General features: G+C 57.9%; 11 protein-coding genes. 8 read left to right on the forward strand and 3 right to left on the reverse strand.

Annotated features, from left to right (window positions below):
• Nucleotides 1-159: 159 nt before the first annotated feature.
• The 3 genes from J0X12_RS13390 (at nt 160) to J0X12_RS13400 (ending at nt 5175) form a co-directional block, all read left to right on the forward strand.
• A complete protein-coding gene (locus J0X12_RS13390) occupies nt 160-1521 on the forward strand; it encodes a TolC family outer membrane protein (protein WP_207046598.1) in 1362 nt (453 codons plus the stop codon).
• 106 nt (nt 1522-1627) lie between these two features.
• Complete coding sequence (locus J0X12_RS13395) at nt 1628-2455, forward strand: DUF2497 domain-containing protein (protein WP_207046599.1); 828 nt, start codon at nt 1628-1630, stop codon at nt 2453-2455.
• Between the two features lie 80 nt (nt 2456-2535).
• A complete protein-coding gene (locus J0X12_RS13400) occupies nt 2536-5175 on the forward strand; it encodes a valine--tRNA ligase (RefSeq protein ID WP_207046603.1) in 2640 nt (879 codons plus the stop codon).
• Nucleotides 5176-5209: 34 nt separating this feature from the next.
• On the opposite strand, the gene J0X12_RS13405 is transcribed toward J0X12_RS13400, so the two are convergent.
• Nucleotides 5210-5956 carry a phosphatase PAP2 family protein gene (locus J0X12_RS13405; protein ID WP_207046605.1) on the reverse strand — a complete coding sequence of 249 codons (747 nt, stop codon included), beginning with the start codon at nt 5954-5956 and terminating at the stop codon, nt 5210-5212.
• A gap of 204 nt (nt 5957-6160) precedes the next feature.
• On the opposite strand from J0X12_RS13405, the gene J0X12_RS13410 reads away from it, so the two are divergent.
• Together J0X12_RS13410 and J0X12_RS13415 are read left to right on the forward strand one after the other, a co-directional pair.
• On the forward strand, nt 6161-7615 hold the full coding sequence (locus tag J0X12_RS13410; protein WP_207046606.1) for an amidase: 1455 nt from the start codon (nt 6161-6163) through the stop codon (nt 7613-7615).
• Between the two features lie 259 nt (nt 7616-7874).
• Complete coding sequence (locus tag J0X12_RS13415) at nt 7875-8300, forward strand: hypothetical protein (protein WP_207046607.1); 426 nt, start codon at nt 7875-7877, stop codon at nt 8298-8300.
• A gap of 8 nt (nt 8301-8308) precedes the next feature.
• Here the strand turns inward: J0X12_RS13415 and J0X12_RS13420 are convergent, their stop codons facing one another.
• Nucleotides 8309-8722, reverse strand: a complete 414-nt coding sequence (locus J0X12_RS13420) for a PaaI family thioesterase (RefSeq protein WP_207046608.1) — start codon at nt 8720-8722, stop codon at nt 8309-8311.
• A gap of 174 nt (nt 8723-8896) precedes the next feature.
• Between J0X12_RS13420 and J0X12_RS13425 the strand changes: the two genes are divergently transcribed.
• Nucleotides 8897-10456, forward strand: a complete 1560-nt coding sequence (locus tag J0X12_RS13425; RefSeq protein ID WP_207046609.1) for a long-chain-fatty-acid--CoA ligase — start codon at nt 8897-8899, stop codon at nt 10454-10456.
• Between the two features lie 15 nt (nt 10457-10471).
• Here J0X12_RS13425 and J0X12_RS13430 read toward each other — a convergent pair whose 3' ends face one another.
• Entirely contained in the window at nt 10472-12133 is a 1662-nt protein-coding gene (locus J0X12_RS13430) for an OmpA family protein (protein ID WP_207046610.1), read from the reverse strand.
• A 187-nt stretch (nt 12134-12320) separates the two neighbouring features.
• Between J0X12_RS13430 and ilvD the strand changes: the two genes are divergently transcribed.
• Both ilvD and J0X12_RS13440 read left to right on the forward strand, forming a co-directional pair.
• The gene (gene ilvD, locus J0X12_RS13435; RefSeq protein ID WP_207046611.1) at nt 12321-14174 is read left to right on the forward strand and encodes a dihydroxy-acid dehydratase; all 1854 of its coding nucleotides are present in this window, start codon (nt 12321-12323) and stop codon (nt 14172-14174) included.
• A 174-nt stretch (nt 14175-14348) separates the two neighbouring features.
• Nucleotides 14349-14828, forward strand: coding sequence for a hypothetical protein (locus tag J0X12_RS13440; protein ID WP_207046612.1), 480 nt, complete (start codon nt 14349-14351; stop codon nt 14826-14828).
• Nucleotides 14829-14949 lie beyond the last annotated feature (121 nt).

Below are 14949 nucleotides of genomic sequence, written 5' to 3' on the forward strand. Positions count from 1 at the left end.
CGGAAATAACGGGGATCGTGATACAACACCGGACAGACCGGATACTGGGTTTCAATTAGGCGATTTATTTAAAATTGTTGATTGAAACCGGTATCGGGACTAAATTCGGCTATGGTTAATTTATGAGCGGCCTAATTTTGGGTTCGAGAGGCGAGTTTGATGAAAAAAGTAGCTTTGACCGTTGCATCTGTAATCGCCATTACGATGCCGGTGTCTTTGGTAAATGCCGAGACATTGCGAGATGCGTTGGCATCAACTTATCAGAATAACCCCAGCCTGCTGGCCCAACGGGCAAATGTTCGCGGTGTGGACGAAAATGTGCCGCAGGCCCTGTCGGGCTGGCGCCCGCAGGTTTTTGCCACCGGCGAGGTAGCCGCTCAGCATAATTCGACAAGCACTGCCGCGGCGGGAACGAACAAGAATTCCAATCCGCGGGAAGCGGCCCTGGTTGTCACGCAGCCGGTGTATACGGGCGGTCAGACAGTCGCGTCGACCAAATCCGCAGAGGCGGCGGTGGAGGCCGCACGGGCTGGGTTGTTGTCGACCGAGCAGAATATTTTCCAGTCCGCTGTCGAGGCCTATATGAATGTGCTTCGCGATGAAGCGCTGGTCGAGTTGAACCGGAATAACTCCGTGGTGCTGCGACGTCAGCTGGAGGCCGCGAATGACCGTTTCCAGGTCGGCGAAATCACCCGTACCGATGTCGCGCAGGCGGAAGCCCGTTTGGCGGACTCCATTTCCAGGCTGATCCAGGCAGAGGGTAATCTTCGTTCCACCCGCGCCAATTTCGAACGCATTGTCGGTCGCCCACCGGAGAGCCTTGAAGAGCCTTTGGTTCCCGACGACTTCCCGGAGTCGGAAGAGGCCGCGCTGGCGATCGCCCTTGAAAACCATCCGGATATTGAGGCGGCCAAATTTAACGAGGAAAGTTCCCGTCACACGATTCGCGCAACCTCCGGGCAGTTGCTGCCGTCACTCGACGTTGAAGGCCGGCTGTCGTCCGGTCGGGAACTTGCGGGCGCGGGAACAAACAATGATACCGCACGCGTCGGTGCCGTGCTGACAGTTCCGCTGTATCAGTCCGGCTCCGTCTACAGTCAGGTCCGGCAGGCCCGCCAGATCAACAGTCAGCGCATGCAGGAGATTGAGGAAACGGTCCGCGGCGTCCGTGAATCCGTCATCCAGTCGTGGGAGCTTCTGGAAACTTCCCGCTCTCGGATCGGGGCGAATGAGGAAGCGGTGCGTGCCAATACCATCGCTCTGGAAGGTGTTGAGCAGGAAGCCCAGGTTGGCTCCCGCACCACACTGGATGTGTTGAACGCGGAACAGGAACTCCTGCAAAGCAAGGTCGATCTTGTGACCGCCCGGCGTGACCAGTATGTGGCGATCTACACGGTGCTTGCTGCGATCGGCAAATTGAATGCGCGCGACCTCGACCTCGATGTCGAGTACTACGATCCGACCGCCAACTACGAAAGGGTACGCAACAAGTGGTTCGGTACTGACGGCGGATTGGATTAAGAATTAATTAAATTAAACCGGCCATAGTTGACGGAATGAGCGAATAATAATGATGAGGCGCATGCTATTCGATAACTAGGCCCCCGGTTTCAATGGTGAATTGACTATGAGCGATCCAACGACTGAACAAGAACCGACGATGGAAGAGATTCTTGCCTCCATCCGGCGTATCATCTCCGAGGACGGGGACGAAGAAAGCCAGGACGAGGAGGGCGCCGCCGCAGCTGATGCTGATGCTGCCGCTGAAGAAGGGGAAGACACTGTCGGGGTCGAAGCTGGCGCGGACGCGGAGACGGAAGACGAGCCGGAGGCAATGGCTGAATCCGAGCCTGAACCTGAACCCGAGATGGAGGTTGAGGCGAAAGCTAAAGCCGAGCCCGAGGCCGTTTCAGAACCTGAGCCGGAACCGGAGCCCGAGGCGGAACTCGACTCTGAGGATGACGTTCTGGAACTGACAGACGTAATCGAGGATGATGATGATATTCTCACCCTTGGCGAGGAAATCGAGGAAGACGCTGTCGAAGCCGATGCCGATGCCCATGCCGCAGTTCAGGAAGAACCTGAAGGCGACCCGGAACCCGAGGTTGAAGCCGAAGCCGACGTAGAAGCGGAGGCCGAGGACGACGCCGAGGTTGAGGCGGAAGAGGTAGCCGAACCTGAGACAGCGGAAGCCGCTGCCGCCCGCACCACAAGCAGCCTGTTGGCTGACCCCACAATTGCCGCGACGACGACCGCTTTTGCCAGCCTGGCCGGTGCCGTTGCATCATCACGAGGATTGCAGATGGGAAAGAATGCAACTTTGGAAGACATGGTCAAGGATATGCTCCGTCCGATACTGAAGGACTGGCTCGATCAGAATCTCCCTCAGATCGTGCAGCGCATCGTAGAGCGCGAAGTGAGCAAGCTCGCTGACCGGGCGGACGACGACGAATAAAGTCCTTCCTCCCGGGTGGTGAGCCGACTATATTACTCCCGAATTTTTTTGCCGACGAATAAATAAAGAAAGGTTCAGCGATGCTGGACAAATCTTATCGACCCGACGAGGTCGAGGGAAAGCTCTATTCAAAATGGATGGAGCAAGGGGCGTTTTCCTGTGGACGCGCCAAATCCGACGATACCTACACAATCGTGATCCCGCCACCGAATGTGACGGGCAGCCTGCATATGGGCCATGCGCTCAATAACACGTTGCAGGATGTGCTGATCCGGTTCGAGCGGATGCGGGGCAAGGACACGCTCTGGCAGCCGGGGATGGACCATGCCGGTATTGCGACCCAGATGGTGGTCGAACGCCAGCTCGGCGAACAGGGGATGACCCGCCATGACCTCGGCCGCGAGAAGTTCATCGACAAGGTCTGGGAATGGAAAGACCAGTCCGGTGGCCAGATTTTCGAACAGCTACAGCGCCTTGGCGCGACCTGTGACTGGGATCGCGAACGCTTCACCATGGATGAGGGCCTCTCCAAGGCCGTGCGCAAGGTGTTCGTCCAGCTCTATAAGGAAGGCCTGATCTATCGCGACAAGCGGCTGGTCAACTGGGACCCGAAATTCCATACGGCGATTTCCGATCTTGAAGTCGAGCAGAAGGAAGTCAACGGCCATATGTGGCACTTCCGCTATCCGGTCGAGGGGGAAGAGGAGCGCTTTATCACTGTTGCCACCACGCGGCCCGAAACCATGCTCGGTGATACGGGCATTGCGGTTCACCCGGAGGATGAGCGTTACAAGGATCTTGTCGGCAAGTTTGCCATCCTGCCTATCGTTGGGCGGCGTATCCCGATTGTCGCCGATGACTATGCGGACCCGGAACAGGGCTCCGGCGCGGTGAAAATCACTCCTGCCCATGATTTCAACGACTTCGAGGTTGGCAAGCGCGCCGGTCTCGATGTGATCAACATCATGGATGAGAATGCGCATCTGAATGACGCGGTGCCCGAGGCTTATCAGGGCATGGAACGGTTTGAGGCACGGAAAAAAGTCGTCGCCGAGATGGAAAGTCTCGGCCTGCTTGAGAAAATTGACGATCATCCGCATACGGTGCCCTATGGCGACCGGTCCGGCGTGATCATTGAGCCCTTGCTCACCGATCAGTGGTTCGCCGACGCGGCAACACTGGCCCAGCCGGCCATCCGCGCGGTGGAAAGCGGCAAGACCAAGTTCGTGCCCGAGAAATGGACGAACACCTATTACGACTGGATGCGCAATATCCAGCCCTGGTGCATCTCGCGCCAGCTCTGGTGGGGGCATCGCATTCCGGCCTGGTTCGGCCCGGACGGCATGATCTTTGTGGAAGAAACCGAGGAGGCGGCCTTCGCCGCCGCCGAGGCGCATTACGGCCGCAAGGAGGACCTCACCCGCGACAGTGATGTGCTGGATACCTGGTTCTCCTCTGCGCTCTGGCCGTTCTCGACCCTCGGCTGGCCGGACAAGACACCGGAACTTGATCGCTATTACCCGACCGACGTGCTGGTTACCGGCTTTGACATCATCTTCTTCTGGGTCGCCCGGATGATGATGATGGGCCTGCATTTCATGGAGGAGGCGCCGTTCCACACGGTCTATATCCATGCGCTTGTCCGCGATGAGCAGGGCGCGAAGATGTCGAAATCCAAGGGCAATGTGGTTGACCCGCTGGAGCTGATGGATAAATACGGTGCCGATGCGCTCCGTTTCTTCCTCTCCACCAGTGCGGCGCAGGGACGCGACGTGCGCCTCTCCGAACAACGGGTCGAGGGCTATCGCAACTTCGCGACCAAGCTGTGGAATGCCGCGCGCTTCTGCGAGATGAATGACTGTGCCGTTCCTGAGGGATTTGACCCCTTCGCGGCCAAGGAAACCATCAACCAATGGATCGTTGGCGAGACGGTGAAATGCGAGGCGGCAGTGCGTGCCGCGCTTGAAAGCTATCGTTTCAACGATGCCTCCAATGCCATCTACGCCTTCACCTGGAATGTCTTCTGCGACTGGTATCTTGAATTCGCCAAGCTGCCCTTCCAGGGGGATGACAAGGCGGAAACACAGGCAACGGCCGCCTGGGTACTGGACCAGATCCTGAAAATCCTGCATCCCTTCATGCCCTTCGTGACCGAGGAGCTTTGGGGCAGCGTCGCCGCCACCCGGGAAACCGACCTGATCATTGCTGACTGGCCGGCTTATCCGGCAGAGGCAGCCAATGCGGCCGCCGCAGTGGAAATGGACTGGGTGCAGGAATTGATTACCGGCATCCGCGGTGTCCGCAGTGAGATGAACGTGCCCGCGGGCGCGAAAATTCCGCTGATCTTCAATGACGGCAGTGCGGACGACAAGGCGCGGCTTGAAAAGCATTGGGACATCATCGCCCGCATGGCGCGGCTGGAGTCTTATGAGGCCGATGCCGACGTGCCGAAAGGCGCCCTCCAGTTCGTGCATAAGGGGGCAACGGTTGTTCTGCCGCTAGCCGGGGCCATGGACATCGACGCGGAAAAGGCGCGGCTGAATAAGGAAATCGGTAAGCTCTCAGGCTATATGACGGGCCTCAACAAGAAGCTCGGCAATGAGAAGTTCGTCGCCAATGCCCCGGCCGATGTGGTCGAGGGGGAGAAGGCGAAGCTTGCCGACGCTGAAACCCAGCTTGCCAAGCTGAATGACGCGGCGGCCCGCCTCGCGGAGCTTTAAAGACTAGAGCCGGATGCCTTGACGGGTGTCCGGCCTATCTTTTCAGGAAGGCGGGCGCCTTGTCCCAGCCCCAGTTCAGCAGGCTGTCGATCCAGCGGACCAGCGGGCTGATTTTCAGCCACGGCAGCAGGATCAGGCAGGCCGCCCCGCCACCGACGATAACGTCCGTAAACCAGTGGCCACCTCCGGCAAGGCGCGGGACACTGACGAAAATCATCAACAGGACACTCAGAACCGCGATTGCGGGACGGTTCCGGAACAGCATAATGACTCCGCCCGCGAACAACGCACTGGTCATTGCGTGGTCGCCCGGGAAGGAGTTATCGGTCGAGGTCTTGACCGTATAGCCGGTGATATAGTCGTTTATGTTGTTAAACGGGGTGAGGACGAGGCCGGGGCTTGGATGAATGAAGTCACCAACGACCTTTTTCGAGACGAGCAGCGCGATGAGGATCAGGAAAGTGATTGCGCCAATTCTGGCGGTGACGTCAATGCGTTCCTCCCGCCGTGTCGAGACCACCAGATAGATGCAAATTGCCAGCATGAAGACGAATGTCGCCCGGTCGAAGGTCTTGCTGTTTGTCCAGGCCCAGAACTGGGTGAGGAAGCCGTCCGGCGTGATCGTGCTGTTGAGGCTGCGGAAAATGCGGGTGTCGAGGCTCTGCCAAATCACCTCATAAAGGCCGGTGAAGTTTGAAATCAGCAAAAGTGCTGCCAGCGCATTGCACACCAGCAGCAGGATAATCGACTTGCGTAAATTCGGGGACTCAGTGGAAGTCATGTAATCGCGATCCTTCAAGGCCTCTGATACTCGCGGCAACCCAGTATTTCGCCGCCTTTTGCATATAGCGGGATTTTCAACCTAATCTCAAGAGTCAAAATTTTGATTGAGTGGAGGGCGGAATTAGCCTTAGAGTTGTGTCATCATTCCATTAAACGAGAAACCGGAGAAAATCCGGCGCCGAAACAGGGAAGGACCCCCGACATGACAGACATTCATTTTGCGCCTGCCTATGAACAGGCAGCGAAGATCGCCAAGGGTGAGATTGGTGCAGAGGAACTGCTGGATCACTATCTTGCGCGGATCGGGAAATATAATGGCGACCTGAACGCCGTGATCTGGATGGATGAGAAAGGCGCGCGGGCGCGGGCGAAGGCGGCGGATGCGGCCCGGGCGCGCGGTGACCGTCTTGGTCCGCTGCATGGCGTGCCGATGACGATCAAGGAATCCTATAACTTCGTCGGCAGCCCGTCCACATGGGGAAATCCGGCGTGGAAGGATCATTACCCGGAAAAGAACGCTTTGAGTGTTCAGCGCCTTCTGGATGCAGGCGCGAATATTTTCGGGAAAACCAACGTGCCCTTCATGCTCGCCGACTGGCAGAGCTTTAATGATATCTACGGGACGACGCATAACCCCTGGGATATGAGCCGGACACCCGGCGGATCTTCCGGCGGCTCCGCGGCGGCGCTGGCGGCGGGTCTTTCGGGGATCGAGACGGGCTCCGACATTGGCGCGTCCATCCGTAACCCGGCCCATTACTGCGGTGTCTGCGGCCATAAGCCGACCTACGGCATTATTCCGGGACAGGGCCAGAAACCGCCGGGAATTGTCGCTGACAGCGATATCTCGGTGCTGGGTCCGCTTGCGCGCTCGGCCTTTGACCTGGAGATTGCGCTGGATGTCATGGCGGGTGCGGGTAGTCCGCAGAATGGCGCCTGGAAACTCGATCTGAAACCGGCGCGCCACCGGCATCTGAAAGACTTCCGCGTCGCCGTGATGACAAGCGCCGAAGGCTTCGATGTGGATAATGACTATCAGGCGGCGCTGAATGGGATAGCTGACAAGCTGGAGGCGGCGGGTGCCCGCGTCAGCCGGACCGCACGCCCCGATATCCCCATCGCGGCGGCCTATGAAACCTATATTCTGCTGCTCCGGGCGGCGACTTCCGGCGCGCTCTCCGATGACCAGCTGGAGCGGTTCCGCAAGATCGTTGCCGAGGCGGACCCGGATGACAAGAGCTACCTCACCCTGATGGCGCGAGCCGGGACCCTGTCGCACAAGGAATGGTTACGGATCAATAATGAACGTCACCTGATGGCACGCAAATGGGCGGAATTTTTCGGCGATTGGGATGTCCTGATCTGTCCCGCCGCGGCCGGACCGGCTTTCCCGCAGAACCAGAAAGGGGAGCGGCAGGATCGGATGATCGATATCAACGGAAATCTTCAGCCAAGCACGGACCAGATGTTCTGGGCCGGCTACCCAAATATGGTTGACCTGCCGTCGACTGTCGTTCCGGCAGGGATTACGCCCGGCGGTCTTCCGGTCGGGTTGCAGGCCGTCGCCGCCTATGGGGAGGATAAGACCTCCTTGAAGCTCTGCCAGTTGATCGAGGAGGCATTTGGCGGCTTTACCCCACCTGCCGGATATGACTGACGGTCAAGGCTGATAATCCTTAAAGACTCCAAGAAAATGCCTTAATTTCAGCGGCCTTTGATAAGATGCTGTATTTAAACGAAAAATGGAATTCCGCGTGACTGGACCCTAAATTTTTCGTAAAAATTCCGGCGGATAGCAAGATTTTGTAAAGGAATTTTTGCTATTTCTTATCTCAGGTTGACTGTGCCGGAACGCGTCGGTCCAAGCGGCGAAAAGGGACCGGGAGCGCGGCGGAACTTCTGCTTTGGAGGTAAAAATGGCCTATGCCATTCCGATGATCGAGCCGCATTCCCGAAAACGGGCGATCGCCTATTCAGGCATTTCCTGGACATGTCTGTTTTTCGGACCATTCCCGGCCTTATACCGCGGTCATATCCTTGGTTTTGTCGGCATGTCGTTGGTCAATCTCGCGACCCTTGGATTATCCATGCCGGTCTTTATCTTCGTCTATAACGCCTGGCATTATCATTCGTTGCTGTCGCAGGGGTATCAGCCGGCGCGGGACAGCTATGGCGTCGTGACAGAGGAATTCGTACACATGCCCCCCGGCTTTCACGATGACGCGGACGATATTTACGACACCGGCGAGGCACCCCGGGCACGGCGGATTCGTCTTGCAACACCGAAACTGTCCGACCGCCTGATCGATGATCATCGTCAGGGATCTCTGTTTAAAAAGTAACGGCTGTCCTAAAGCAGCATGACACTGGTTGTCACATGGGCGACCGGCTTTGACGCGTCTCCCATATGCAGATTGACTTCCCCGTAAACCAGACGCTTGCCGGACTTGATGACGCGGGCCTCTGCTAACATCTCTGTACCCTCCGCCGGGCGCAGGAAGGTCGTCTGCATATTTACCGAGGTCATGGAGACAAAGGAGCCTGCATTGGCGGCTACCGCAAACACCATGGCGGTATCGGCGAGCGCCATGATCGCCTGGCCGCAGATCATGCCGCCGAGGCGGTTGATCCGGGATGTCGCGGGTATCCGGAGCGTTGCGTTGCCTTTCGAGATCGAGGTGAGGGTGATATCCAGCTCCTTGATCCAGTCCGAGAAGCTGTTCTCATAGAAGTCTTGCGCTTCCTTTAAGGTGATTTCTGACATAGGGGCCTGTCTTGCTGAAGGAATTGAGGGAACAGGATGGCCTATGTTCGGGCGGCAGGCAATATCCAATCAAGAGGCCTGCTTTTTCATCGCATTATGATCAGCCGCTACACAGCCCCTTTACCTTCGACGCGAATTCTCTAATACTTCTGGAATACAGACAGGGAGCAGGGAATGTTTATTTCACAACTTTTGACGCGCGCGGTCCAGACCAAGCGCGATAGCATCGCCACCATCTGCGCCGGGAGGGAGAGGACCTACGGCGAGTTTGCCGAGCGGGTGCAGAGATTTGCCGGCGCGCTTCGGGAACTCGGGATCACGACCGGGGAGCGCGTGGCCATCCTCGCGCTGAATTCCGACCGGTATCTGGAGTTTTATTATGCGACACCCTGGGCGGGCGGGGTGTTCGTCCCGGTCAACACGCGCCTTGCGGTGCCGGAGTTCGCCTATTGGCTGAAAGATTCCGGATCGGAGATCCTGCTGGTCGATGATGCGTTTACCGGCGTTGTGGGCGAGCTTCGGGCGCAGGTTCCGTCGCTGCGGGAGGTAATCTATATCGGCGATGGCGATACGCCCGAGGGTATGCTGAATTATGAGGCGCTGGTCTCCAGTCACGATCCGGTCGCGGATGCCGGGCGCGGCTATGATGACATCGCCGGGCTGTTTTACACCGGCGGGACAACCGGCGTCTCCAAGGGCGTGATGCTGAGCCATACGAACTTTATCACCAACACCCTCAATGCCATGCCCTGCTTCAGCTTTGAGGAGGATGCGCGCTGGCTGCATGTGGCGCCGATGTTTCATATCGCTGATGGCGCCGCGGTCTTCGGGACGACCATGGGGCTCGGCGTGCATGTCTTCATCCCTGGCTTTACGCCGAAAGGAACAATGGAGGCTATCCAGAAATTCCGGATCACCAACACGCTTCTGGTGCCGACCATGGTCAATATGGTGGTCAATGACCCGGCCATTGGCGATTTTGACATGAGCAGCCTGAAAGCGATCATATACGGCGCGTCGCCGATGCCCGAGGCGGTGATCAAGAAGGCCCTGGAGGTATTGCCGGGCGCGGGCTTCACCCATGCCTATGGCCAGACGGAGTGTGCGCCGCTGGTCACCTTCACCGGGCCGGAGTTTCATGTGTTGGACGGGCCGAACGCGGGCCGCTTCAAATCGGCCGGCCGGCCGGTCTATGGGGTCGAGGTGCGCATCTTCGATGCGAATGATGAGGAGGTGCCCTATGGGACCGTTGGCGAAGTTTGCGTGCGCGGCGCCAATGTCATGCTCGGCTATTGGAACAAGCCCGAGCAGACGGCCGAGGCGCTGCGGGGCGGCTGGATGCATTCCGGTGACGGCGGCTATATGGATGAGCAGGGCTTCGTCTATATCGTCGACCGGGTGAAGGACATGATTATTTCGGGTGGGGAGAATGTCTTCTCCGCCGAGGTGGAGAACGCCGTATACCAGCATCCGGCGGTGGCCGAATGTGCGGTCATCGGTATCCCCCATGACACCTGGGGTGAGCAGGTCCACGCGGTTGTCCGCCTGCATGAGGGGCAGGCGGCGACGGACAAGGAGATTATCGAGTTCAGCCACACCCTGATTGCCGGGTTCAAATGTCCGCGCAGCGTCGATTTCACTAATGACCCGCTGCCGCTCTCCGGGGCAGGGAAGATCCTCAAGACCGAGCTGCGCAAGCCGTACTGGGCGGATCGGGAAAAGCAGGTCAGCTAGCCACGCCCGGCGGCATCACGGCCCGCGCGAGCAATCACGGATCTCCACCCGTCGCCGGGGGAGGTTGCTGCTGCTGTCCTCGCCCCGGCCGATCATATAAAGGGCCGTCTCGTCGAGCCCGGCATCCGCCATCAGGCGGGTGACCGCGGCCGCGCGCTGCCGTGACAGGCGATAGTTATCGAAGCTCGACCCGCTCGGGTCCGAATGGCCGGAGATAACGATGAAATGGCTGCCGGCCTCCCTGTAATCGGAGGCGAGTTTGCGAATAAGGCTTATGGGCTCCTTGCTGGTGATCTGGGTTGATCCCACGCCGAAGGTGACGATCATTTGCGGCGACTGGTCCCAGCAATAGTCCGGGATGGTGGCGACGATCCGTTTTGAATGATCGTGTTCTGCCGCGTTCAGCGCGTAGCTGATCCGGCCGAGACCCTCCTCAAGGGTATCGAGCACCGCTGCGGATTTCGCCGCGCTCCGTTCCAGCGTATCGAGCTTCAGCTTAAGGCTGACGGTGTCTGCCTCTGCGCGTTGCCGGGTTGTCTTGGCGAGGGTTGCGATTGTTTCGGTATTCTCCTGCGCCAGCTTCTCGATGGTCCCGATCCGGTCGTCAAGGGTCGTCAGCTGGCTGTTGTCCTCCCTGTTTTCGCCGGCAAAGAGGGGGCCGAGATTTTCAATCGGAACGGCGAAGGGCAGGCGGGTGCTGCCGTTGAAGAACAGCTCGAAGCGGGAAGTGGAGCCGAGATAGAGAACCGGTTCGGAATCTACGCCCTGGTTCAGATGCACCACCGGAAAGCTGAAAAAGCCGGCCAGCGTTTTCCGGAATTTAGACGACACATCCACATCTTCCGGCAGGTCCGCAAGGTCGCCATGGCAGATATTGGACATGTTCAGTCCCGGATAGAGCCTTGGCGTCTCCGGCGTGGCGGATACGATCTTCTTGTCTGCCACCATGATGATACATTCGCGTAGCTCGCGTGCCTGATGACCGGCATAGATAATCGAACCGGTGGACGCCAGCATCAGGACCAGCACCGTCACGAAGAAACGATGATTGTTGAAAGTGCAGACCGCCAGAAAACGGCGGTAGATATTACGGGCGACTTCCGTCCCGTCAGGGCTGGTGGCGGAACGACCCCCGCTTCTGTGGCGCTGCAGGGACAGCGCCAGATGTTCGCGCCCGATCAGGATTTGCGAGGGTTGCCGGCGGTTGCGCTTGGGCAGCAGGAAAACGAACATATGCAGCACGTTAAGCACAAATATACCGAGGCTGAGGCCGATGATCTTGAGCCGCCGCACGGGCTTCAGGTGCTTGTGCGAGGTGATCATCGTGATCCTGACCACAAGCCAGACACCGAAGATCACCGCAAGGATGGCCGTATAGATAGCCCATGATTTCAGGACGATGACCGTCAGGACTCCGCCAATTCTGAGGGCACTGATAAAGAAATCATCAAGGCCCGCATATTTCAGATACTGCAGGTCGAAGACGCCATAATGCAGGGTTTCGAAGAACAGACCGAACAGAAAGAAATAGCAGAGCATCAGCGTGGTCAGGAAGGGGACCAGCAACGCGAGATTATAGGTGCGGTTTACCCTCAGATGCACTTCGCAGAAAATTTCATCGTCCAGGGCCTTGTTTCGACAGCGCTGTCCGGCGCGTGTTACTCCTTCACATTGCATTGTTCGGTGCCTCTAGTTTTTATCTGATGTAAATAATCTTAAAAATAGTAAATAAAAATCTACAAACAAGTATAAGTAGTATTTTTAGGGAAAATTTCCCCCGGGGCCCCGTTAATCCTGGCAAATGCTTGTCCTGGCCCCCGGATCGTATTAACTAGAGGGCATAGATTTCACGAAAGAGAACCGCATGCCCCAATATAGATCAAGAACCACAACACAGGGACGTAACATGGCTGGCGCCCGGGCGCTCTGGCGGGCCACAGGCATGAAAGACGGCGATTTTGAAAAGCCGATTATCGCAATTTCCAACAGCTTTACGCAGTTTGTGCCCGGCCATGTGCATCTGAAGGATCTCGGCCAGATGGTCGCGCGGGAAATCGAGAAATGCGGCGGTGTCGCCAAGGAATTCAATACCATCGCCGTCGATGACGGGATTGCCATGGGCCATGACGGCATGCTCTACAGCCTGCCGTCGCGCGAGGTGATTGCCGACGCGGTGGAATATATGGTCAACGGCCATTGTGCCGATGCCCTGGTCTGCATCTCCAACTGTGACAAGATCACGCCGGGCATGTTGATGGCGGCGATGCGGCTCAACATCCCGACGGTCTTTGTCTCCGGCGGCCCGATGGAGGCCGGCAAGGGCATGGCCGACGGCAAGGAGATCGGCCTCGACCTGATTGACGCCATGATTCAGGCGGGCGATCCCAACGTGAGCGACGAGCAGGTTGCGGAAGTCGAACGCTCCGCCTGTCCGACCTGCGGCTCCTGCTCGGGCATGTTCACCGCCAACTCCATGAACTGCCTGACCGAGGCACTCGGCCTCGCGCTGCCCGGAAACGGCAGCATGCTGGCGACCCATGCCGACCGCAAGCAGCTGTTCCTCGATGCGGCGCGGACCATTGTTGATATCACCCGCCGCCATTATGAAATGGACGAGCCGGGGTTGCTGCCACGAGAGATCGCGTCGTTCAAGGCGTTCGAGAATGCCATGTCGCTTGATATCGCCATGGGCGGCTCGACCAATACGGTGCTGCATCTCCTCGCTGCCGCGCAGGAAGGGGAGGTCGATTTCACCATGAAGGATATCGATCGCCTGAGCCGCGGGATACCGAACCTGTGCAAGGTCGCGCCCTCAACGCAGAACTATCATATGGAAGATGTGCACCGCGCCGGCGGCATTATGGCGTTGCTGGGGGAGCTGTCCCGCGCCAAGCTTCTGCACACGGACGTCCCGACGGTGCATTCGCCGAGCATGGCGGAAGCAATCGAGCTTTGGGACGTCGCCCAGACCCGCAGCAACACCGTGCAGGAATTTTACCGTGCCGGCCCCGGCGGGGTTCGCACGACGGAGGCGTTCAGCCAGGCTAAACGCTATCCGAGCCTGGATACGGACCGGGAGAACGGCTGTATTCGGTCCAAGGAACATGCCTACTCGCAGGACGGCGGGCTTGCCGTTCTCTACGGGAACATTGCGCTGGATGGTTGTATCGTGAAGACGGCTGGCGTCGATGAGAGCATTCTCAAATTCTCCGGCCCTGTGCGCCTGTTCGAGAGCCAGGACGAGGCGGTCGATGCCATTCTCGGGGACAAGGTCGTCGCCGGTGATGTGGTCGTGATCGTTTATGAGGGACCGAAGGGCGGCCCCGGGATGCAGGAGATGCTGTACCCGACCTCCTACCTGAAATCGAAGGGCCTCGGCAAGCAATGCGCGCTGCTGACGGACGGACGTTTCTCCGGCGGAACCTCCGGCCTGTCCATCGGTCATGCCTCCCCGGAAGCGGCGGAAGGCGGGGCGATCGGCCTGGTGCAGGAAGGGGATATCATCGATATCGACATCCCGAACCGGACCATAAACTTGCGCATTTCCGACGAGGAACTGGCCGACCGCCGGATCAAGATGGATGCGAAGGGGGACAAGGGCTGGGCGCCAACAAAACCGCGCGCCCGGAAAGTCTCCCAAGCGCTTCGTGCCTATGCGGCTCTCACCACCAGTGCCGCAAGAGGTGCCGTCCGCGACGTGAGCCAGCTCAAGCGCTGAGGCAGCGTAAACCAATGAAAAGCCCGTCGGCATCCCCGGCGGGTTTTTTTATGGTTAACGCGCAATTCTCGTAAAAGTTTTTCCAAATTCTCTTGACCGCGTGGGATTCAGCACCTTTAATGGTTGAAAAAGAAGTCTTTGTTTGCACGGATTTTTATTGCGTAAGGGGGGTAGATGTTTCGCCGTTACATGTTCTTGCTGGCACTCATTTTGCCGATTGCCGGTTGTGCAGCACCGGAGCCGATTGGTCCGGTCACCTATCGGCATTTTGATTCAGGGTATCAGAAAACAGACCTTCTTTTACGCGGAAGCTTCACGGGAACAAGTACGGAAGTCTATTTACGCGCCGGGAAATCGGGCGCGAACCTCGAAGTTTGCGGTTTCTATATCAGACGGGGTGGCAATGAGGATAGCTGGATTGTGGATTGGCTCGAGGACGCGGAGGTTACCCTAAATGGTGAGGGAATTGTCTCCGCCGGATTTATAAATTCCCAATATCAGCCTGATTCCGCAAAAGCCGCCTGCGTTGTGACAGCCACGAAATACCAGGAAGACCAACCAAACGGATTTCTTACAATTTCAGAAGGTTGTCACAGTGTCATCTTGTTCGGGTTTCGGCGCAGCACATTCTGCTTCGAAAGGACGAGCTTTTAGCCGAGGTTTAAGTGGCATCACAAGTCTTTAAAAAATACTGTTCGCCTCTTTGGGCGCTGTTAGAGAACAGGGGGTAGTCAGTGTCTAATGCTAAATCAGTCTGTCGGTATTTAGTCGCAAT

This window comes from Sneathiella sedimenti, from assembly GCF_017313765.1.
GTDB lineage: Bacteria > Pseudomonadota > Alphaproteobacteria > Sneathiellales > Sneathiellaceae > Sneathiella > Sneathiella sedimenti.

Bases quoted from the DNA above. Each gene is read 5' to 3' on its own strand.
- J0X12_RS13390 (WP_207046598.1), top strand. From the start codon at position 160: ATGAAAAAAGTAGCTTTGACCGTTGCATCTGTAATCGCCATTACGATG.
- J0X12_RS13395 (WP_207046599.1), top strand. From the start codon at position 1,628: ATGAGCGATCCAACGACTGAACAAGAACCGACGATGGAAGAGATTCTT.
- J0X12_RS13400 (WP_207046603.1), top strand. From the start codon at position 2,536: ATGCTGGACAAATCTTATCGACCCGACGAGGTCGAGGGAAAGCTCTAT.
- J0X12_RS13405 (WP_207046605.1), bottom strand. From the start codon at position 5,956: ATGACTTCCACTGAGTCCCCGAATTTACGCAAGTCGATTATCCTGCTG.
- J0X12_RS13410 (WP_207046606.1), top strand. From the start codon at position 6,161: ATGACAGACATTCATTTTGCGCCTGCCTATGAACAGGCAGCGAAGATC.
- J0X12_RS13415 (WP_207046607.1), top strand. From the start codon at position 7,875: ATGGCCTATGCCATTCCGATGATCGAGCCGCATTCCCGAAAACGGGCG.
- J0X12_RS13420 (WP_207046608.1), bottom strand. From the start codon at position 8,722: ATGTCAGAAATCACCTTAAAGGAAGCGCAAGACTTCTATGAGAACAGC.
- J0X12_RS13425 (WP_207046609.1), top strand. From the start codon at position 8,897: ATGTTTATTTCACAACTTTTGACGCGCGCGGTCCAGACCAAGCGCGAT.
- J0X12_RS13430 (WP_207046610.1), bottom strand. From the start codon at position 12,133: ATGCAATGTGAAGGAGTAACACGCGCCGGACAGCGCTGTCGAAACAAG.
- ilvD (WP_207046611.1), top strand. From the start codon at position 12,321: ATGCCCCAATATAGATCAAGAACCACAACACAGGGACGTAACATGGCT.
- J0X12_RS13440 (WP_207046612.1), top strand. From the start codon at position 14,349: ATGTTTCGCCGTTACATGTTCTTGCTGGCACTCATTTTGCCGATTGCC.